Source organism: Pseudomonas idahonensis, from assembly GCF_037903935.1.
Lineage (GTDB): Bacteria > Pseudomonadota > Gammaproteobacteria > Pseudomonadales > Pseudomonadaceae > Aquipseudomonas > Aquipseudomonas danubii.
This window is the reverse complement of the sequence record NZ_CP149586.1, coordinates 3,582,210-3,601,714: the sequence shown is the minus strand read 5'-3', so window position 1 is coordinate 3,601,714 and position 19,505 is coordinate 3,582,210. Positions and strand designations below refer to the sequence as shown.

At 63.4% G+C, this 19,505-nt stretch carries 21 protein-coding genes; 9 read left to right on the top strand and 12 right to left on the bottom strand.

Annotation, left to right across the window (positions count from 1 at the left end):
* Window positions 1-7: 7 nt before the first annotated feature.
* On the bottom strand, window positions 8-328 hold the full coding sequence (locus tag WIN67_RS16250) for a DUF883 family protein (protein WP_102863467.1): 321 nt from the start codon (window positions 326-328) through the stop codon (window positions 8-10).
* Between the two features lie 234 nt (window positions 329-562).
* Between WIN67_RS16250 and WIN67_RS16245 the strand changes: the two genes are divergently transcribed.
* Window positions 563-817 carry a hypothetical protein gene (locus WIN67_RS16245; RefSeq protein ID WP_011061196.1) on the top strand — a complete coding sequence of 85 codons (255 nt, stop codon included), beginning with the start codon at window positions 563-565 and terminating at the stop codon, window positions 815-817.
* Here WIN67_RS16245 and WIN67_RS16240 read toward each other — a convergent pair.
* On the bottom strand, window positions 789-1,724 hold the full coding sequence (locus tag WIN67_RS16240) for a LysR family transcriptional regulator (RefSeq protein WP_339069263.1): 936 nt from the start codon (window positions 1,722-1,724) through the stop codon (window positions 789-791). The genes WIN67_RS16245 and WIN67_RS16240 overlap by 29 nt on opposite strands.
* An 84-nt stretch (window positions 1,725-1,808) precedes the next feature.
* Between WIN67_RS16240 and WIN67_RS16235 the strand changes: the two genes are divergently transcribed.
* Window positions 1,809-2,729 (top strand): carbon-nitrogen hydrolase family protein, encoded by a 921-nt coding sequence (locus WIN67_RS16235; RefSeq protein ID WP_339069261.1) that lies wholly within the window; start codon window positions 1,809-1,811, stop codon window positions 2,727-2,729.
* Window positions 2,730-2,743: 14 nt separating this feature from the next.
* On the opposite strand, the gene WIN67_RS16230 is transcribed toward WIN67_RS16235, so the two are convergent.
* The 3 genes from WIN67_RS16230 to WIN67_RS16220 all read right to left on the bottom strand — a co-directional run bounded on the left by WIN67_RS16230 (window position 2,744) and on the right by WIN67_RS16220 (window position 4,871).
* Window positions 2,744-3,292 carry a GNAT family N-acetyltransferase gene (locus WIN67_RS16230; protein ID WP_422394616.1) on the bottom strand — a complete coding sequence of 183 codons (549 nt, stop codon included), beginning with the start codon at window positions 3,290-3,292 and terminating at the stop codon, window positions 2,744-2,746.
* Window positions 3,289-3,549 carry a LysR substrate-binding domain-containing protein gene (locus WIN67_RS16225; protein ID WP_339069259.1) on the bottom strand — a complete coding sequence of 87 codons (261 nt, stop codon included), beginning with the start codon at window positions 3,547-3,549 and terminating at the stop codon, window positions 3,289-3,291. Before WIN67_RS16225 ends, WIN67_RS16230 begins: the two co-directional genes overlap by 4 nt.
* A gap of 68 nt (window positions 3,550-3,617) precedes the next feature.
* Entirely contained in the window at window positions 3,618-4,871 is a 1,254-nt protein-coding gene (locus WIN67_RS16220; RefSeq protein WP_339069257.1) for a ferredoxin reductase family protein, read from the bottom strand.
* Between the two features lie 503 nt (window positions 4,872-5,374).
* Between WIN67_RS16220 and glsB the strand changes: the two genes are divergently transcribed.
* Window positions 5,375-6,283: a glutaminase B gene (gene glsB, locus WIN67_RS16215; RefSeq protein ID WP_102863474.1), complete on the top strand. Its 909-nt coding sequence runs from the start codon at window positions 5,375-5,377 to the stop codon at window positions 6,281-6,283.
* 3 nt (window positions 6,284-6,286) lie between these two features.
* Here the strand turns inward: glsB and WIN67_RS16210 are convergent, their stop codons facing one another.
* From WIN67_RS16210 to WIN67_RS16200, 3 genes are all read right to left on the bottom strand, one after another.
* Window positions 6,287-6,748 carry an LEA type 2 family protein gene (locus WIN67_RS16210; protein WP_102879221.1) on the bottom strand — a complete coding sequence of 154 codons (462 nt, stop codon included), beginning with the start codon at window positions 6,746-6,748 and terminating at the stop codon, window positions 6,287-6,289.
* Between the two features lie 167 nt (window positions 6,749-6,915).
* Window positions 6,916-8,355 carry a nucleobase:cation symporter-2 family protein gene (locus WIN67_RS16205; protein WP_102879222.1) on the bottom strand — a complete coding sequence of 480 codons (1,440 nt, stop codon included), beginning with the start codon at window positions 8,353-8,355 and terminating at the stop codon, window positions 6,916-6,918.
* A gap of 251 nt (window positions 8,356-8,606) precedes the next feature.
* On the bottom strand, window positions 8,607-9,500 hold the full coding sequence (locus WIN67_RS16200; RefSeq protein WP_339069254.1) for a LysR family transcriptional regulator: 894 nt from the start codon (window positions 9,498-9,500) through the stop codon (window positions 8,607-8,609).
* Window positions 9,501-9,600: 100 nt separating this feature from the next.
* Between WIN67_RS16200 and WIN67_RS16195 the strand changes: the two genes are divergently transcribed.
* The 6 genes from WIN67_RS16195 (at window position 9,601) to WIN67_RS16170 (ending at window position 14,759) form a co-directional block, all read left to right on the top strand.
* On the top strand, window positions 9,601-10,701 hold the full coding sequence (locus WIN67_RS16195) for a polyamine ABC transporter substrate-binding protein (RefSeq protein ID WP_339069252.1): 1,101 nt from the start codon (window positions 9,601-9,603) through the stop codon (window positions 10,699-10,701).
* Between the two features lie 10 nt (window positions 10,702-10,711).
* Entirely contained in the window at window positions 10,712-11,671 is a 960-nt protein-coding gene (gene speB, locus WIN67_RS16190; protein WP_306399598.1) for an agmatinase, read from the top strand.
* A 95-nt stretch (window positions 11,672-11,766) separates the two neighbouring features.
* A complete protein-coding gene (locus WIN67_RS16185; RefSeq protein WP_102863480.1) occupies window positions 11,767-12,486 on the top strand; it encodes a helix-turn-helix transcriptional regulator in 720 nt (239 codons plus the stop codon).
* A 52-nt stretch (window positions 12,487-12,538) separates the two neighbouring features.
* Window positions 12,539-12,877 (top strand): nuclear transport factor 2 family protein, encoded by a 339-nt coding sequence (locus tag WIN67_RS16180; protein ID WP_273905948.1) that lies wholly within the window; start codon window positions 12,539-12,541, stop codon window positions 12,875-12,877.
* 104 nt (window positions 12,878-12,981) lie between these two features.
* The gene (zapE, locus tag WIN67_RS16175) at window positions 12,982-14,109 is read left to right on the top strand and encodes a cell division protein ZapE (RefSeq protein WP_102879227.1); all 1,128 of its coding nucleotides are present in this window, start codon (window positions 12,982-12,984) and stop codon (window positions 14,107-14,109) included.
* 158 nt (window positions 14,110-14,267) lie between these two features.
* A complete protein-coding gene (locus WIN67_RS16170; protein WP_102863585.1) occupies window positions 14,268-14,759 on the top strand; it encodes a GNAT family N-acetyltransferase in 492 nt (163 codons plus the stop codon).
* Between the two features lie 65 nt (window positions 14,760-14,824).
* Here WIN67_RS16170 and WIN67_RS16165 read toward each other — a convergent pair whose 3' ends face one another.
* The 4 genes from WIN67_RS16165 to WIN67_RS16150 all read right to left on the bottom strand — a co-directional run bounded on the left by WIN67_RS16165 (window position 14,825) and on the right by WIN67_RS16150 (window position 19,487).
* On the bottom strand, window positions 14,825-16,252 hold the full coding sequence (locus WIN67_RS16165; RefSeq protein WP_267268251.1) for a heavy metal sensor histidine kinase: 1,428 nt from the start codon (window positions 16,250-16,252) through the stop codon (window positions 14,825-14,827).
* Window positions 16,249-16,923 (bottom strand): heavy metal response regulator transcription factor, encoded by a 675-nt coding sequence (locus WIN67_RS16160; protein WP_339069242.1) that lies wholly within the window; start codon window positions 16,921-16,923, stop codon window positions 16,249-16,251. The genes WIN67_RS16165 and WIN67_RS16160 overlap by 4 nt, the downstream gene beginning before the upstream one ends.
* A 321-nt stretch (window positions 16,924-17,244) precedes the next feature.
* Window positions 17,245-17,469 (bottom strand): hypothetical protein, encoded by a 225-nt coding sequence (locus WIN67_RS16155; RefSeq protein ID WP_102879229.1) that lies wholly within the window; start codon window positions 17,467-17,469, stop codon window positions 17,245-17,247.
* 275 nt (window positions 17,470-17,744) lie between these two features.
* Complete coding sequence (locus tag WIN67_RS16150) at window positions 17,745-19,487, bottom strand: phosphoethanolamine transferase CptA (RefSeq protein ID WP_339069240.1); 1,743 nt, start codon at window positions 19,485-19,487, stop codon at window positions 17,745-17,747.
* Window positions 19,488-19,505: the final 18 nt, after the last annotated feature.

Below are 19,505 nucleotides of genomic sequence, written 5' to 3'. Positions count from 1 at the left end.
GGGGCGGTTACGAGCGCCGGCCCAGCAGCAGGCCGACCACCAGGCCAACGCCGGCGGAGATGGCCACGGTCTGCCACGGGTGGCCACCGATGTATTGCTCGGTGGCATCCACCACCGGCTTGCTGCGCTCGCGCACGTTGTTCACCGAGTCCAGCGCCTGCTTGAGTTTGAGGCTCACTTGCTGGCGCAAGCTTTCACCTTCTTCGCCCACCAGGCTGGCGCTGCCCTTGAGCAGCTTTTCCGATTCTTCGATCAGCGCCTGCAGTTCGCTGAAGGCCTGGTCCTTGATTTGATCGTTTTCCGCTTGCGCGGCAGATTTGCGAGCCATGAAGTTTTTCCTTGGAAATGTGGTCGGTGGTGCAAGGGCACGCCTGCGGTATCAGGCGTATTGCCCAAGTCGCTAGCAGCCTGCGGCAGCGGCTGCAGTCATCGGGTACAAGCAATGGAGTCCGGCGCTGGGGCAAAAGTTGCAGCCATTTTGCACCTTGCTCGCCACCCTTGAGTAAAACCGTCAGCCCCTACAGTGTAAGATGGCGCCTATTTTACGCAGCAGGAATTTCCCATGAGTTTCAATCTGGCTAACAAGACCCTGGCCGAACGCGCCGCTATCGAGGACGAGAAGTCCCGTCTGTTCGACTTGTGGCAGAGCAACCTGGGCAAGGCCAAGGGCGAGGCGGCACGGTTGTTCGGCGAGCGCGGCAAGCGCAAGGGCAAGTGGGCCGAGTGGGTGCGCGCGGAACTGGACGGCATGTCGCCGCCGGAGTACTCCAACATGGTGCGCAGTGAAGTCAATCGGCTGATGGCGGCGAACAAGTAACCGCGAAACACTCGACAATCGCTTCACGTACCTTCACCAGCAGCGGGTCGATCTGCGGGCTGGTGCGCCAGCCCAGTTCGATCGGATAGCGCGGCAGCGCCAGGGGGCAGGGCAGCAGCTGCAGGCCGGTGAACTCGGCGATGCGCCGCGCGGCATGGGCAGGAATGGTCGCCACCGCCTGGCTGCCCTTGAGCAGAAAGGGCAGCGCGGCAAAATGCGTGGTCGAGGCGCAGACCTGGCGACTGAGTCCCAGATTCGCCAATCCTTCATCGGTGATGCCGATAAACCCTTGTGACGACACCAGCAGGTGTTCGCGCCGAACGAACTCCTCAAGGTCGATCTGTCGTTGCCCGGGCTCCAGGCTGGCCGGGTCCGCCAAACACAGGTAGTGGCCTTCCCCCAGCACCTGCCGACTGAGCAGGCGCTCGGCAAAGCCACCGGCACTGATCGCGAGGTCGACGCTGCGCTGCAACAGCGCCTCGGCGACGATCTGGCTGTGGGTCTGGCGGAAGATCAGCCGCAACTTGGGCGCACGGCGGGCCACGGCCTCGATCAGGAGCCGGCCGTAGGCAATCTCGAAATCATCCGACAGGCCGACCGTCACTGAGCGTCCCTGATAATCGGCGCTGTCCGGGGCAACCATGGCCAGGCTCTGGCGACATTTGTTCAGGGCCTCAGTGACCACCGGCTTCAATTGATTGGCCTTGAGGGTCGGCGCCAGGCCGCGGCCGGTGCGAACGAACAATTGATCGCCATACAACTCGCGCAAGCGGCGCAAGGCTGCACTCATGGCCGACTGGGTCACTCCCAGGCGCAGGGCTGCGCGGCTGGCGCTGGACTCGTCATGCAGGGCTTCAAAAGCCTTGAGCAGGTTGAGGTCGACGCTGGCGATATTCATCTGGTTCATATCATTAAGCACTGGGTTGGGGTTTATCGATGATCAGCGGCGGCAGGACAATGCGCAACACCTGATCGTTCGAGGAGTCATGTCATGCCCAAGTCCATCGTCGCCGCGCTGCAAATCGGTGCCTTGCCAGAAGGCAAGGCCGCCACCCTGGAGCAGATCCTCTCCTATGAGGGCGCCATCATCGAAGCGGGTGCGCAGTTGGTGGTGATGCCCGAAGCGCTGCTGGGGGGCTATCCCAAGGGCGAAGGCTTCGGTACCCAACTGGGTTACCGCCTGCCGGAGGGGCGCGAAGCCTTTGCCCGTTACTTTGCCAATGCCATCGATGCGCCGGGTGCGGAGACCGAGGCGCTGGCTGGGCTGTCGGCCCGTACCGGAGCCCATCTGGTGCTGGGGGTGATCGAGCGCAGTGGCAGCACCCTGTATTGCACGGCGCTGTTTTTCGATCCGCAGCAGGGGCTGGTGGCCAAGCATCGCAAGTTGATGCCCACCGGCACCGAGCGCCTGATCTGGGGCCAGGGCGACGGCTCGACCCTGCCGGTGCTGGACACCCAGGTGGGCCGGGTCGGCGCGGTGATCTGCTGGGAAAACATGATGCCGTTGCTGCGCACCGCGATGTACGCCCAGGGCATCGAAGTCTGGTGCGCGCCCACGGTGGACGAGCGCGAGATGTGGCAGGTGAGCATGCGTCACATCGCCCATGAAGGTCGTTGTTTCGTGGTCAGCGCCTGTCAGGTCCAGGCCTCGCCCCAGGAGCTGGGGCTGAAGATTGCCAATTGGCCGGCAGAGCGCCCGCTGATTGCCGGTGGCAGCGTCATCGTGGGGCCCATGGGCGATGTATTGGCCGGGCCGCTGGTGGGCAGCGCCGGGCTGATCAGCGCCGAGATCGACACGGCTGACCTGGTGAAGGCCCGCTATGACTACGACGTGGTCGGCCACTATGCGCGTCCGGATGTGTTTGAACTGAGCGTGGACCAGCGCCCCCGATCCGGGGTGCGTTTTATCTGAGTCGCTGGTGTTGCTCAGCGTCGGCGGCGCCACTGCTCGCGGGTGATTTCCCAGATGTCCAGGGGGAAATGCCCGCCGACGAAGTCGCCGCTCTCGGAGCGCACCAGGCGCATGCCGCCACGCTCGGAGATGCGCCGCGAGCCCTGGTTCGGCGCAGCCTTGGGCACCCGCATCAGCGGTCGTTGCAGCACTTCGAACCAGAACTCGTCGACCACGGTGCAGGCTTCGCTCATGTAACCCTGGCCTTGCCAGGGCGGGGCCAGCCAGAAACCGCGGTTGTTGTCGGCTTCGTCCATCAGGCTGATGCTGCCGATCATTTGCTTAGGCTCGCTGCGCAAACGGATTGTCCAGTGCCATTCTGTGCCCCGGGCCATGGCCGGCAGGGCCATGTCCCGCAGGTAGCTCAGGGCGCCGTCAGCCGGGTAGGGCCAGGGCACCACGGCATTGAGGTAGCGCACCACTTCCCACTGCGGAAAAAGCTGCTGGATGGCCTCGGCGTCCGCCAGTTCCAGGGGGCGCAGCAGCAGGCGTTCGGTGTGCAGGGTGGGAACAGGGTCGATCATGAGCGGGACTCCTTGTGGGCGTTGCCTAGCCTCAGTCGCTGGCTGAGAAAGTCGACGAAGACCCGCAATTTTGGCAGCAAGTGCCGGCTGCTGGGCCAGAGAATGGAGAACTTGCCGCGCTCTTGCTGATAGTCATCCAGCACCGAGATCAGGCTGCCGTCGGCCAGGGCGCCGCAAACCACGAATTCGGGCATGTAGGCGATGCCTAGGCCCTGGCTTGCGGCGTGGATCAAGTACTTTAGTTTATTGCTGGTCATCAGCCCGCTGGCAGTCCGGGAGGGTGGCGTGGCATAAGCCGCGCCACCCGTGTCGGGCCCGTGACTGATCAGCGGAACTCGAAGAACTCGTAGTGCAGGTTGCCTTCGGGAATCTGGTACTCGTTCATCAACTCCCGCACCTGAGCCAGCAGGCCCTTGGGTCCGCAGAAGCTGATCTGGATCTGCTGCGGGTCGGTTTCCGTGGCTGTGCGCTTGAGGGTCTGGGCCAGGGACTCGGTGCCGCCGCTGTTGGCGACGAAGTCCACGCCACGGGCCTGGGCCATGCCTTGCAGGGTGTCGACGCTGGGAAAGGCCCGGGACGGGTTGTAGCAGTACACCAGGGTCGCCTTGTCGAACTGCCCGGCGGCCGAATCCTGCAGCCAGGAAATGAACGGCGAGATGCCCACGCCGCCGCCGATCCAGATTTCCCGAGCTGCTTCCAGAGGCCGCTTGAAGCGACCATAAGGCGCGTAGAGGTCAGCACGCATGCCGGGTTGCACCTGCTTGCGCAGCCGTTGGGTGTAGTCGCCGAGGGCGCGGATCACGAATTCGATACGCCCGTCTTCGCTCTGGGCGCTGGCGATGGTGAAGGGGTGCGGCTCGCGCAGGCCCTTTTCCTGCATCGACAAAAAGGCGAACTGTCCGGCCTTGAACGGAAAGCCCCGGCCCAGGGGCGTCAGTTCCAGGTGCAGGGAGTTCTTCTCCACCTTGACCGCGCTCACCTGGTATTCGCCGACCTTGGCCACGAAAGGGTAGAGCAGCAGCTTGTACAGGGCCCCGAGCACCCCGAGGATGCACAGCGCGCCGAGCCAGATACCCGAGGGCGAGTCCAGGGTGATGGGCGACTTGAAGCTCAGCCCGTGCAGGATGACGATCAAAAATAGCGGGCCGGACAGCTTGTGCCACCAGCGCCACTGGCTGTAGGGAATGTTGCGGTTCAGCGCCAGGAGCACGATCAGGCCCAGGGCCACGTAGCTCAGCTGGCGCACCAGGCGTGTCCAGTACTTCGACAGTTCGAGGATCGGCACGCTGTTCCATTCTTCCAGGTTGGCCTTGAACACCAGGTGATAGCTGGCGAACGCCAGGGCCCAGATGCCCAGCCATTTATGCACCTCATAGACCCGGTCGAGGCCGCCGAACAGGCGCTCGACAAAACCCCAGCGGGCGGCCAGCAAGCAGGACAGGGCCATGTAGGCCAAGGCCGTGCTGCCCAGGATCATGCTCAGGGTGGCGGAGGTCAGCCAGGTGGAGGAAGGAATCTCCAGCAGGAGGGTGAAGGTGGTGATCAGCAGGACACCGACGATCGTGTGCCAGGTTTTCAAGGGTGCATGACTCCGCTCAGGAAATGCCGTCATGGCATGAACATCGACTGCCGCAAAGGGCCCCTTTGCAACGGGTGGGCGCTGCCAAAGGGAGCGATGCATGGAATGGTGTGGCGCTGGGGCAAAGCTGGATATGACAGGTTTTTGTGCGCGTGACCGAGTGCCATTCTAGCGCTTGAACCTTAATTCAAGCTGACGTTGGTCATCGATCCGGTGTTTTATGACTGCTGAAAATGATCGAATCTCAATTGCATTTCGATTTCATGTGCTGGGCATTGCTGCAACTGGCGAGTAGCAGCCGGCTTGCCGGCGAAGGGCCCCTCAAGACCTGTGCAGGGCTAGGGAGTGTTTGGGCTGACAAACCGGCTCCGCGTTGGCGTTGGCCCGGCTAGCGCCTGCGAGGTGCGGAGGATTTGCACGCGGGTGTGCTGCGCAGGCTCTGGCGCGCGTCTAGCAGCCATAGCCCCGCAGCCGTATCGGGGCCCGTGACGATGAGCCCGACCATGCAAGCCCTGTTGAACCAGATCCTCGATGAAGTCCGCCCCCTGATCGGCCAAGGCCAGGTCGCCAACTACATTCCCGCCCTGGCCGATGTGCCAGCCAACCAGCTGGGGATTGCCGTGTATGGCAACGACGGCCAGGTGTTCAGCGCCGGTGACGCCGACACGCCGTTCTCGGTGCAGAGTATTTCCAAGGTCTTCAGTCTGGTGCAGGCCATCGGTCATTCCGGCGAGGCGATCTGGGAGCGCCTGGGTCACGAGCCTTCGGGGCAGCCGTTCAACTCCCTGGTGCAACTGGAGTTCGAGCGGGGTCGGCCGCGCAACCCCTTTATCAATGCCGGGGCGCTGGTGATCTGCGACATCAACCAGTCGCGCTTCGCCGCGCCGGCCTTGTCCATGCGCGACTTTGTCCGGCGCCTGTCGGGTAACAGTCAGGTGATGGTGGATGGTCGGGTGGCCGATTCGGAATACCAGCATCGCGCCCGCAACGCCGCCATGGCCTACCTGATGCAGTCCTTCGGCAACTTCCATAACGATGTGGAGGCGGTGCTGCGCAGTTATTTTAGCCACTGCGCCTTGCGCATGAGCTGCGTCGATCTGGCCCGGGCGTTCTGCTTTCTGGCCAACGACGGTTTCTGCAAGCACAGCGGCGAGCAGATCCTCACCCGGCGCCAGACCCAGCAGGTCAACTCGATCATGGCCACCAGCGGGCTGTATGACGAAGCCGGCAACTTTGCCTATCGGGTCGGCTTGCCGGGCAAGAGCGGGGTGGGTGGAGGGATCGTCGCGGTGGTGCCTGGGCAGTTCACGGTGTGCGTGTGGTCACCGGAACTCAACAGCGCCGGCAACTCCCTGGTGGGCATGGCGGCCTTGGAGCTGCTCAGCCAACGCATCGGCTGGTCGGTGTTCTAGGACTTACCAGGCGCCCGGGTTGCTCAGGCTGATTTGCCCGCGATCGATGAAACGCTGGGTGCCGAACAGGCCGCCGGCCAGCTTGCCTCGCAGTACGTAGGGCAGGTTGTCCAAGGTCTGGGTCTGGCTCAGGCCCAGGGTCTGGCGCAGGACGGAAAACGCCGAGACGCTCACCGGAATCACCAGGATGTCCTCCGAGTAACGGCCGATATGCCCGCGCTGGTCGCTGACCCCGGACGCCAGCGGGCGGCCGTTGACTTCCAGGTCCAGGGCGACGCCGTTGTAGTCGATGGCATTTTCGTTGGGGTTCTGCAGGCGCAGCTTCACCGCGAAGCGCATTTCCAGCTCCTGGCTGGGCAGTGGCTCGATACCCACCACGTTGATCGCCAGCGGGTCGCGGTTGGGCAACAGCGCACAGGCGCTGAGACTGAGCAGTACCAGGGTCAAGGCGATCAATCTACGCATGGCATACCTGTCGGCAATGGAAATGAATGGCGGACCGGCACCTTGTAGCCGCTGCCGAGCCTGCGAGGCTGCGACAAGGCCCGCAGGGCCTTGTCTGGAAAACCCCCGACCAACCTCCAAGGCCGAGAGCCCATCACCCGCGCACGCAGCATAGACGCCCGCCAGCCTCAGGAGTTCGCTTTAGCGCTCATGTCCGGGTCTTGCATCACCTTGAGGGTCGCCGCTTCGGGGTCGAACTCATCCTCTTCCAGCTCAAGGAATTCCTCCGGCAGGAAAATGTTGAGGAAGATCGCGCAGAAAGCGCCCACGGTAATCGGCGACTCGAAGATATTGTGCAGCGCCTTGGGCAGCTCACGCAGCACTTCCGGCACCGCCGCCACCCCCAGGCCCATGCCTAAGGAAATGGCCACGATCAGCACGTTGCGCCGATGCAGGCCGGCTTCGGCGAGGATCTTGATCCCGGCCACGGCCACGGTGCCGAACATGATCAGGGTGGCGCCGCCCAGCACCGGTTTGGGCATCAGTTGCAGCACCGCGCCGATCACCGGGAACAGCCCCAGCAACACCAGGAGCCCGGCAATGAAGTAGGCCACGTAGCGGCTGGCCACGCCGGTCAGCTGGATCACCCCGTTGTTCTGGGCAAAGGTCACCATCGGCAAGCTGTTGAACACCGCCGCCACCGCCGAGTTGAAACCGTCCGCCAGCAGCCCGGACTTGATGCGCTTGATGTACAGCGGGCCTTTCACCGGCTGCTGGGAAATCATCGAGTTGGCGGTCAGGTCGCCGGCCGCTTCCAGGGGCGAAATCAGGAAGATCACCGCCAGCGGAATAAAGGCAATCAGGTCGAAGGAAAAACCGTACTTGAACGGCACCGGCACGCTCACCAGTGGCACCTCGGGCATGGCCGCCATGTCCACCCGGCCCAGCATCCAGGCCACCACGAAGCCCAGGGTCAGGCCGATGACGATCGAGCCCAGGCGCAGCATCGGGTGGTTGAAACGGTTGAGCACGACAATGGTCAGCAGCACCAGGGCCGCCAGCCCCAGGTTGCTCGCCGCACCCAGGTCGCTGGCGCCGTAGCCGCCGGCCATGTCGGTGACCGCCACCTTGATCAGCGACAGGCCCATCAGGGTGATGATGGTACCGGTGACCACCGGGGTGATCAGCTTGCGCAGCTTGCCGATGAACTGGCTGAGGAACATCTCGATAAAGGCCGCGACAAAGCAGATGCCGAAGATGGTGGAGAGGATCTCATTGGTGTCGCCGCCACGGCCCTTGACCATGAAGCCGGCGCTGAGCAGCACGCTGATAAACGAGAAGCTGGTGCCCTGCACGCACAGCAGGCCCGAGCCGATGGGCCCCAGGCGCCGGGCCTGGACGAAGGTGCCCAGGCCGGAGACGAACAGCGCCATGCTGATCAGGTAGGGCAGTTCGCTCTCAAGGCCCAGCACGCCGCCGAAGATCAGGGTTGGGCTGATGATGCCGACAAAACTGGCCAGCACATGTTGCAGGGCGGCGAAGATCGCCGCGCTGAAATGCGGACGGTCATTGAGGCCGTAGATCAGGTCGGACTTGTAGCGGGGAGGGGAACGATCAGGTGCGGTCATGGGAGAAGGCCTGCCAGTGGCGTGCGAAAACGCCAGGGCGCACGCCGGAAAGTGGACGGGACTTGGGCCGCAACGTCATGTCATCGGACGAGACTTGCGCACCCGGTCAGAAAAAGGAGGCGCAGGATGCCAGAAAGGCGTCGCTGTCAGAAGGGCAAAGCGCTGGAAAAAACTAACTTCGCCGGTGGCGCGTGATTGCCAGTCGGCCTTCCTCTGCTCCGGGCCCTGAGGCGTTTGTACCGGCTTCACGCTCAGCCAAAGGCCCGCAGCAGGTCGTCTTCAAAGGCTTGCTGGGCCTCGCCCGGCACCTGGGCGCGGTGCCGGGCGAGGTAGAAGTCCACCTCGAAACTCAATTGTGGCGCGCCCAGTGGCTTGAGTTGGCCGGCTTGCTCCCAACTGCGGGCGAAATGACTGGGCAGGTAGCCGACATGCTGCCCGGACAGAATAAAGGCCAGGGTGCCTTCCACCTGTTCGGCCCGGGCCGAGCAGCGCTGGCCCTGGAACGGCTCGTCCGGCCCGAGGAAACGATAGGGGTGGTCGACCCGGTCGGCCTCGGACAGGGCGCCCAGGTCCGGCTCGCTGGCTTCGAACAGCGGGTGGCCAACGGCGCAGTACAGGTGTTGGGTTTCGCTGAACAGCCGGCGGTAGTCGAAGGCGCGCTGGACCTGGGAGAAATAGCCGATGGCCAGGTCCAGGCGCTGTTGCAACAGCAGGCGTTCCATATCCCCGGGCATGGCGCTCAACAACTCGATGCGCACGGACTCATCACGCTGACGAAAGTCGTGGATGGCCTGGGCGACCTTTTCCAGCACCGAGCGATCCAGGGCCTCGGACAGCCCCAGGCGCACCTCGCCGATCAAGCGCCCGGCCACGCCGTTGGACTGGTGGCGGAACAGCTCGATGGAGTCGAACAGCGGGCGGGTGGCGCTCAGCAGCTGTTCGCCCTTGGGCGTCAGTTTGAAGCCGGCCTTGCCACGGCTGCACAGGCGATAGCCGAGACGGGTTTCCAGGCGGGCCATCTGCTGACTGATGCTCGATTGGCTCAGGCCCAGCTCGCCCTGGGCGGCGCTGAAGCCGCCGCATTCCACCACAGTGACGAACAGCCGCAACAGCTGCAGGTCCAGATCGTGCAATTGACCCAACATCAAACATTACCTCGGGCGCATGTCAGCGTAACAAACGTGGAATTTTTCTAATGTAGCGATCCGGGCAAGCTGCCGCTACTTCCTTGAGCAGGTGCCTGTCATGCGTTCATTGTTTGGCTTGTGCGTTCCTTTGGTGTTACCGGCCCTGGTCCTGGCCCCGCAGGCGTCGGCCGAAGAGCCGGTGCTCAACCTCTACAGCTGGGCGGACTACGTGGCGCCGCAGACCTTGCAGCGCTTTACCGAGCAGACCGGCATCCAGGTGCGTTACGACATCTTTGATACCTCGGAGGTGCTGGAAACCAAGCTGCTGACCGGCCGCAGTGGCTATGACCTGGTGGTGCCGTCCTCCAGTGTCCTGGCCCGCGGGCTGGCGTCGGGCGCGCTGCAGGAAATAGACCCTGCCGGCCTCAAGGGTTACGCCAACCTTGACCCGGACCTGCTGGCCAAGCTGGCCGTGGTGGACCCGGGCAATCGTTACGGCGTGCCCTACACCTGGGGCACCCTGGGGCTGGCGGTGAACGTCCAGGCGCTGCGCCAGCGGCTGCCCGATGCACCGCTGGACAGCCTGGACCTGCTGTTCAAACCCGAATATGCCGAGCGCCTGAAAGACTGCGGGATCGCCCTGCTCGACTCGCCCCAGGAGGTCGTCGGCCTGGCCTTGCACTACCTCGGCAAGGACCCCTACAGCAGCGCCCCGGCTGACCTGGCCGCAGTCGAGACGCTGCTGCGCCAGTTGCAGCCTTCGGTGCGCTATGTGGCCAGTGGCCGACAGCTCAATGACCTGGCCAACGGCAGCCTGTGCCTGGCACTGACCTACAACGGCGACGCCAGCATGGCCGCGGACCAGGCGCGCAAGGCCGGCAAGGCGTTTGAGGTGGCCTATCGCATCCCTCGGGAAGGCACCCTGATCTGGCAAGACAACCTGGCGATCCCCAAGGATGCGCCGCACCCCAAGGCGGCCCGGGCCTTCATCGAGTTCATGCTGCGCCCTGAATCGGTGGCGGCCTTGAGCAACACCCTGTTTTTTGCCAATGCCAACCAGGCGGCCACGCCCCTGGTGGACGCGGCGATTCGCAACGACCCCAACCTGTACCCGGGGCCCGACATGCGTGCCCGGCTGTATGCCGACCGCAGCATGAGCCTCAAGGATATGCGTCAACGCACGCGTATCTGGACCACTTTCCGTAGCCGCCAACCCTGAGGAGACACCCATGGATATCGCTGACCACAACGACCAGGCGCTGACCCGCGACAGCCTTTACGGCACCGCGGCCGAAGCCACTTACGCTGGTATCACCAGTTTCATGCGCCGGCGCTACAGCCGTGACTTGCGCGGCGTCGACCTGGTGGTCAGTGGCGTGCCGTTTGACACCGCCACCAGCAACCGGCCCGGCGCGCGCTTTGGTCCGCGGGGCATTCGCGCGGCCTCTACCGGGATCGCCTGGGAACGCCACTGGCCCTGGACCTTCGATCCGTTCGATCATCTGGCGGTGGTCGATTACGGCGACTGTGCATTTGATCCAGGCCTCCCGCAATCGGTGCCTGAGCGCATCGAAGCCCATGCCCGACGCATTCTTGATGCCGGTTGCGCGATGCTGACCCTGGGCGGCGACCACTTCATCAGTTACCCGCTGCTCAAGGCCCACCACCGGCAACACGGGCCGCTGGCGCTGATCCACTTCGACGCCCACAGCGACACCTGGCCCGACGAAGAGGGGCAACGCATCGACCACGGCACCATGTTCTGGCATGCCGCCCGGGAAGGGCTGGTGGACCCGGCGCGTTCGGTACAGATCGGCCTGCGCACCACCAATGACGATCACCAGGGCTTCAAGGTGCTGGACGCACGCCAGGTGCACCAGCTTGGCTGCGAGGCGATCGTCGCGGCAATTCGACAGCGGGTTGGTGATCACCCGGTGTACCTGACCTTTGACATCGACTGCCTGGACCCGGCGTTCGCCCCGGGCACCGGCACACCGGTCTGTGGTGGCTTGAGCACCGCCCAGGCCCTGGAGATCCTTGGCGGGCTGCGGGGAATCAATCTGGTGGGCATGGACCTGGTGGAAGTGGCCCCGGCCTATGACCATGCCGAGATCACTTCCCTGGCGGGGGCGACCCTGGCCATGGAGATGCTCTGTTTGTATGCCGCCCGGCACAAGGTCGATCTCTGATTCTTTGCCTGCCTCGCCCCGCAAGCCTCCTGACACTGACTGTCAGGAGGCTCTGATATTCTGCGCCGGTGTTTTTTCTCCGGAGTCCACCCAAGGTGTCGCGAGCCAGCCGTTTACTCACCCTGTTGCAGATGCTGCGGGGCAAGAGCCGTCCCGTTACCGCAGCCACCCTGGCGGCGGAGCTGGAGGTGTCCGAGCGCACCCTGTACCGCGATATCGCCGAGCTCACTTCACTGGGCGCGCCGATCTACGGTGAGGCGGGCATCGGCTATGTATTGCGCAGCGGGCTGTTCCTGCCGCCCTTGATGCTCAATGCCGACGAGACCGAGGCCGTGGTCCTGGGCTTGCGTTATGTCGATCAGCGTGGCGACGAGGTGCTGAGCAAGGCCGCGGCCGATGCCATGGCCAAGATCGCCGCCGTGCTGGCCCCGGCGGCCCAGGATGCGCTGCGCAATCCGACCTTGCTGCCGGGCCCCGCGGGCTGGGGCTTTCCCGACAACAGCGTGTCGTTGAACGTGTTCCGCCAGGCGATCCGGCACCAGGCCAAGCTGTTGATCGACTATGCCGACGTCAATCGCAACCCCAGCCAGCGGCTGATCTGGCCCTTGGCTCTGGGGTTTCTCAACGAGGCCCGGGTGATCGTTGCCTGGTGTGAGCTGCGGGGCGATTACCGGACCTTTCGCACCGACCGCATTGCCGCGGCCCAGGAGCAGGGACAGGCCTATCCGGGGCGGCGCAGCGATTGGCTGCGAGCCTGGCGCCAGTGCCTGCAAAAGGACGAGCAGGGCGGTCAATTCACTCCTGACAGGAAATGACACGCGGGGCTTTTAACATGGCGCGATCATCGACTCATCAGGAGCTTTTCTCATGTCAGGTATCGACGTTTCACTGGCCCCGGCGATCCGCGCCTACGTGATGGCGGCCAACACTGGCGACAGCTCGGTGGCGGCGGCGATCTTTGCCGCCGAGGCCCAGGTGTTCGACGAGCGAGAACACCGGGTCGGGCCGCAGGAGATTGCCCGCTGGATGGACGCCAGCCATCGCGTGCGTCCGCGGCTGCAGATCCTCGGGGTCCAGCAGCGCACCGGCAAGGTGTTGCTGGACAGCCTGGTCTGCGGGGATTTTTCCGCCAGCCCCCAGACGCTGCGCTACACCTTTCGCCTGGACTCGCAGGGACGGATTGCACGGCTGGATGTCTCCCGCTGAGACTTGTCGACCGGTGTGTCGAGCGGTTCGCCGGCAAGCCGGTTCCTCCATGGAATGGGGCGCGGTGGCATACTGCGGCTTTTTTGCCGGGAGGCCAGCGGCCCATGCCATTCGATTCCCCCTTGAGCGCCTATCGGCATGCCCTGGAGCAGGACGGCTTCGTCGCCGACGAGGCACAGGCGCGGGCCGTGCAAGCCTTGCAGAACTGCCACGAGGCCCTGCATCAGGGGCGTACAGCGGTGCAAGGGGTCTATCTGTGGGGGGCGGTCGGGCGGGGCAAGACCTGGCTCATGGATCAGTTCTACCAGAGCCTGCGGGTGCCGGCGCGGCGTCAGCACTTTCATCACTTCATGGGCTGGGTGCACCAACGTTCGTTCCAGCTCACCGGCACCGCCGATCCCTTGCAAGCCCTGGCCCGAGAGCTCGCCGAAGAGGTGCGGGTGCTGTGCTTCGATGAGTTGTTCGTCAACGATATCGGTGATGCGATCATTCTCGGGCGCCTGTTCCAGGTGATGTTCGAGCAGGGCGTGGTCATGGTCTGCACCTCCAACCAGCCTCCCGAGCAGCTGTATGCCGAGGGCTTCAATCGTGAACGTTTCCTGCCGGCCATCAGCGCCATCAGCCAGCATATGCAAGTGGTGGCGGTGGACGGCGAGCAGGATCACCGTCTGCACCCGGGGGCCGCGGCGCAGCGCTACTGGCTCAGTGCCGAGGGCCAGCCCAGCGCCCTGGAACCCTTGTTCCAGCAGTTGAGCGGCGGCCAGGCGGTCTCCACTGAGCCGCTGCTGATCGGCTATCGGCCGGTGCAGGTGGTCAAGGCCGCCGGCAGCGTGATCTGGTGCCGTTTTGCCGATCTGTGCGAACAGCCGTTTTCCGCCATGGACTTCATGGCGCTGTGTGACAGGTTCAGCGCAATCCTCCTCAGCCAGGTCCCCAACCTCAGTGCCCAGCAACGCCCGGGACGCATTGCCCGAGGCACCGAGGATGGCGCCCAGCGGGTGGTGGCAGGGGATCGCGAATTGCCGCAACTGTCGATCCATGACGACAGCGTGCGCCGCTTCATTGCCCTGGTGGATGAATGTTACGACCGCAAGGTGCCGCTCTATCTGGAGGCCCAGGTACCGATGGAGCAGCTGTACACCGAGGGTTACCTGGAGTTTCCCTTCCGCCGCACCTTGAGCCGCCTGCAGGAAATGCAGTTGCAACGGTTTGCCAGCCAGCCTCGCGCTTGAGGGGAAGGGCTTCCGGCTGTGGTTCATCCTGGCCAATCATTAGGATTTTTCTGCAGAAGGAGGGAGAAAAAATCTTCGTTTGGTCAAATCCCCCAGCCTACAATCGAGGCTGCCTGAGCCCTGAACGCTCACTTTCACTGCATTGATCGAGGATGAACATGGACGTTGCCGATGTCGTGGTGCTGCAAGCCAGTTACAGCAACCCGGTGCATGCCGAAGCCATAGGCGTGCTGCTCAATCATTACGCCCAGGACCCCATGGGCGGCGGCCAGGCCCTGGCGCCGGACCAGCTTCAGCAACTGCCGGCAGAGCTGGCCAAGCGACCTCAGGCGTTCAGCGTGCTGGCCTTTGCCGGGGGGCAGCCGGTGGGGCTGGTGAACTGCTTCGAGGGCTTTTCCACCTTTGCCTGCCGGCCCCTGGTGAATGTCCACGACGTGGTGGTGCTGGACAGCTTTCGCGGCCAGGGCCTGAGCAAGCGGATGCTGCAGAAGGTCGAGGACATTGCCCGGCAACGGGGTTGCTGCAAGATCACCCTGGAAGTGCTGGAAGGCAACGCCCAGGCCCAGGCCGCCTACCAGGCCTGCGGTTTCGCCAATGCCATGCTCGATCCCGCCCATGGCCGCATGCTGTTCTGGAGCAAAGCTTTGTAATGTCCGATGTCAGCCCCCCCGGCTGATTGGCGCCCTGGTGCTGTAGGGGAGCGGGGCTGACTGCTTTAAGCGTCGTGCAATGCCGGGTCGAGCTTGGGGAACACCAGGCGGAACTCGGTGAGGCTGTCCGGTACGCTGTCGACCTCGGTGCGGCCCTGATGCAGGTTCATGATCGAGCGCACGATTGCCAGGCCCAGCCCGGTGCCGCCTTCGGCTCGGGCGCGACTGCTGTCGACCCGATAGAAACGCTCGAACAGATGGGGCAGGTGGCAGGCGGCGATGCCCGGCCCGGGATTGCCCACGGCGAGGCTCACGCTCTGCAGTTGGCGCTCGATCCGCAGCTCGATCCGGCCCTGATCCGGGCAATGGCGGATGGCGTTGGACAACAGGTTGGAAATGGCCCGCTGGATCATCAGGCGATCCCCCAGCACCCAGGCGTCACCGCGCAGTTCCAGCTGCAGTTGCCTGTCCTCCGCGCTGAGGGCAAACAGGTCCATGACCCGCCGTGCTTCCTCGCCCAGAGACACCCGGGCAAAGCGGGCCTGGGAAGCCGGCTGGCTGACCTGGGCCAGGAACAGCATGTCGGCGACGATTCGTGTGACCCGCTCCAGCTCCTCGATGCTGGCCTCCAGCACGGCCTTGTATTCCTCCGGGGGGCGCTCGCGGGACAGGGTCACTTGGGCCTTGCCCATCAGGTTGCTGATGGGCGAGCGCAGTTCGTGGGCCAGGTCGTCGGAGAACTGCGACAGGCGCTGCACGCCGCCATCCAGGCGCTGCAGCATGACGTTGATGCCCTGGCCCAGTTCCGCCAGTTCCCGGGGCAGCTTGTCCAGGTTCAGGCGATGGGTCAGGTCCTGGGTGGTGACCTTGGCGGCGACCCGGGTGAACTGCTGCAGGGGCAGCAGGCCCCTTTGTACCAGCCACCAGGCACCCATGCCGATCAGCAGCAGCAACAGGGGCAGGGCAATCACCGTGGAGCGCAGGTAGGCGCTGAGCAGTGCCTGGTCATTGCCACGGTCCAGGCTCAACACCACTCGCACCGGCTCGCCATTGCGCAGGTTCATTTGCCGGGTGGCGCTGAGCAGGGGATTGCCGCGGCTGTCACGCCAGTCGAGGTAACCCTCGGCGCTGCTCTCCCTCAGGGCCCGGGGCAGCGGTTGCTCAGCGATGCCGCCAACATTGAGCAAGGGTTCGGCCAGAGGGGCGCTGCTCAGGATGTTCAATTGCAGATTGTCGTGGCCCATCACCAGGTCCAGCAGGGAGTGGGGGCGGGCGGCCAGGTCGCTGCTCTTGAGGTCGCTGGTGAGGCTGTGCTGGATCTGTTCCAGCTTGCTCTCCAGGCCCTTGCGCGCCAGGTTGTCCAACTCGTGGTTCAGGGCCAGATAGGCCAGGGTCGCCAGCAGCAGGACCAGGGCCGCCCCCATCAGGCTGACGGTCAGCCCCAGGCGCATGGACAGGCTGCTGTTGGTCGGCGCCGCTGGCTGGGGCGTCATTGGCGCACTTCCAGGACATAACCGACACCGCGCAGGGTGTGGATCAGCTTGACTTCACTGGCGTCATCGATCTTGGCCCGCAGGCGGCTGATGGAGACTTCCACCACATTGGTGTCGCAGTCGAAGTTCATGTCCCAGACCAGGGAAATGATTTGCGTGCGAGTCAGCACTTCCCCCGAGTGGCGCATCAATACATGCAACAGGGTGAATTCCTTGGTCGTGAGATCTATCCGGCGGTCACCGCGATAAGCTCGATGCCGGCGAGGGTCAAGTTGCAAGTCGGCCACTTGCAATACTTGCGGCTGGGACACGGGTTCGCTGCGGCGAATCAAGGTCCGGACCCGGGCCAGCAACTCGGGAAATTGAAAAGGTTTGACCACATAATCATCGGCGCCCATATCCAGCCCTTTGACTTTGTCTTCCAGGCGCCCGCGAGCGGTCAACATCATGACCCGGGCCGGAGAATGTCCGCGCATATGTTCCAACACTTGCCAGCCATCTTGGCCCGGCAGGTTTATATCCAGGATCACCAACTCGTAAGGTTGTTGCTGTATCAGGTGCAGACCGTCCACGCCATTGTTGGCGCGATCCACGACATAACCACTTTCACTCAGGCCTTGATGCAGGTAGTCCGCTGTTTTGGGTTCGTCTTCAACCACCAGAATACGCATTGCCAGATCCTCTCCAAACCGCTTGGGCATTATCGAATGAGTGCAGGGTGAAGCCTGAAGTAGCTACAGGGTCAAGAAAATTAATCAGCTAATTCATAGGATTAGCCAGGTCACCCGATAGCGGGTGAGTGCTTGGGCGCAGGCATGCTAGTTGATTGCACGCAGGGAAAGTGGCGGATGACAGAGTTGTAATATTCCTGTCATTGGCGTGACAGTGAGGGTCTGCCAGCGGATAAAAAAAGGCGCCCTATAGAGGGCGCCAAACGTCCATCTCTGCCAAAGGAGCACATTGTCCAGAGTGGGTACTGCGTTGAAGATGTATCAGGCGCCGGGCTGTTGTTGCTTGGCGTCCGGTGCGGAATAGTGGGTACCGGCCTTGTCTTGCTCGGTCTTGGCGAGGTTCTGGTTTTTATCGCCGTGAATCTGTTGCTGATTGACCCGGAAGTTCTCGTAAAAGCGTTGCATATGCTCGGCTCCGCCTTCGGCAAAGGCTGCACTGGAAGTGGCGAGAATCAAACCGCTAAATACCAAAGTTGAAAGTTTCATACTGCGTTTCCTACTTAAGAGTGTTCGGTAACTTGTTTCGTCCCTGCACAAGAAGTGATGGGGCAAGTTTCAGCGAAGTGTATTAAGTGAGGGTTAACGTCAGCCTGAGCGGGATATTACATTCTTGACATTATGTGTCTGCAGACAATCAAAGCCTGTAGCAGCTGGTTGGCCAGCGAGGGCGTCGCAGAGCTCGCTGCAAGGCAGGATGGTGCCTTTGCCGGCATGCCGGGCCCCGCAGGGATGGGGGCCGTTGCGGCCCCCGAGTCGGGTTCTTACTTCTGGACCACGGTCGCTTCCGTCGGCGCTTTGGGTTTCATCAGGCTGAAGTCGATCAGCGCCTTGCTCTGGCGTGAGTAGGGGTCGCCAATCAGCAGCGGGCGTGGCTTGAAGCTGTCGCTGACCAGGCTGCGGCTGTGGTCCAGCTGGTCGAAACTCAAGCCCGCCAGGTCGGCCCAGGTATGAATCAGCTGGGAGCTGCTGTAAGGGCGGCTGAGGTCGGAAGCAAAGTTCCAGTCGTGGGTTTGCCGCCACTTCGGCGAGGCCCAGGCCATGAACGGGATGGTGTACATCGGCGCCGTGGGCTTGCCTTCGTTGCGTCCCAGGGTGTCGTGGCCGGCGGAGTCGAAGACGTCTTCGCCGTGGTCCGACAGGTACAGCAGGAAACCGTTGGGGTCGGTCTTGGCGTAATCCTTGATCAGGCTGGAGACCACGAAGTCGTTGTACAGCACCGCGTTGTCGTAGCTGTTGTAGGTCGGCAGTTGATCGTCACGCACACCGGCCGGCACGCCCTGGCGATCGGTGAATTTGTCGTAGCTTGGCGGGTAGCGGTACTGGTAGCTCATGTGGGTGCCCAGCAGGTGGACCACGATGAACTTGCGCGGGGCGCTGTCGGCCAGGGCCTTGGAGAAGGGCTCGAGCACGTCGCCGTCGTACTGGCGGGCGTTCTGGTTGCGGTTGTTGTTCAGGTACACCTGCTCGTCCGCCTGCTCGGAGAAGGTGGTGAGCATGGTGTTGCGCTTGGTCATGGTCTGCTGGTTGGTGATCCAGTAGGTCTTGTAGCCGGCCTGCTTCATCACGCTGACCAGGGACGGCGTCTTGAGGTAGAGATCGGGGTTTTCTTCGTCGGCAAAGGTCAGCACCTGTTGCAACGCCTCGATGGTGTAGGGGCGCGGGGTGATGACGTTGTCGAACACCGCCAGCTGGTCCTTGAGCTTGTCCAGCTCCGGGGTGGTCTGGCGCGGGTAGCCGTAGAGGCTCATGCGCTGGCGGTTGGTGGACTCGCCGATCACCAGCACCAGGCTGGCCGGCTGGTTGGCCATGCTGTCCTTGAGGTTGGTCAGCGGCGGGATCTTGCTGACGCTGTCGAGCATGCCCTGCATGCCGTTCAGTTGCTCACGGTAGCGGCGATAAGCGACCACCATCTGCCACGGCACGGCGGGTTCGATACGGGTTTCGAATTTCTCCAGGCCGTCGGCCAGGGTGTCGGTGCGAGCGATTTGCTTGATCAGCGGGTAGCCGACAATCGCCACCAGGATTGCCACGGCAGCCGCCAGGGCCTGGCCCCGGGGCAGGTAAACCGGGCGCAGGCGGGTCCAGAGGAAGAGGGCGAAGGCGGTGTGGGCCAGGAACGCCAGGAGCATCCACCAGGCAAAGTACTGCGTCAGGTATTCACCGGCCTCCGAGGGGTTGGACTCGAACATGATGAAGATGACGCTTTGCGAGAACTCCTGCTGATAGACGAAGAAATAGCCCAGGCTGGCCATGGAGCAGGCCCAGAGCACCACGCCGATCACTGCCGCCATGACTCTGGTGCGTGCCGGGAACAGCAGCATCGGTGCCAGCCAGATGGCGCTCATGAAGAACGCCTGGCGGAAACCGGCGAAGCCGGACGTGTCCGTCAGTTGAATCAGCAGTTGGGTGATGCCGGAGAAATACCAGAAGAACAGGAACAGCCAGAGCAGCCCCATCCAGTCAAAACCTGTCGCAGACGTGTTACTGCGTTTGAACAATGCCATTCAGCGCTCCCCGCCGTT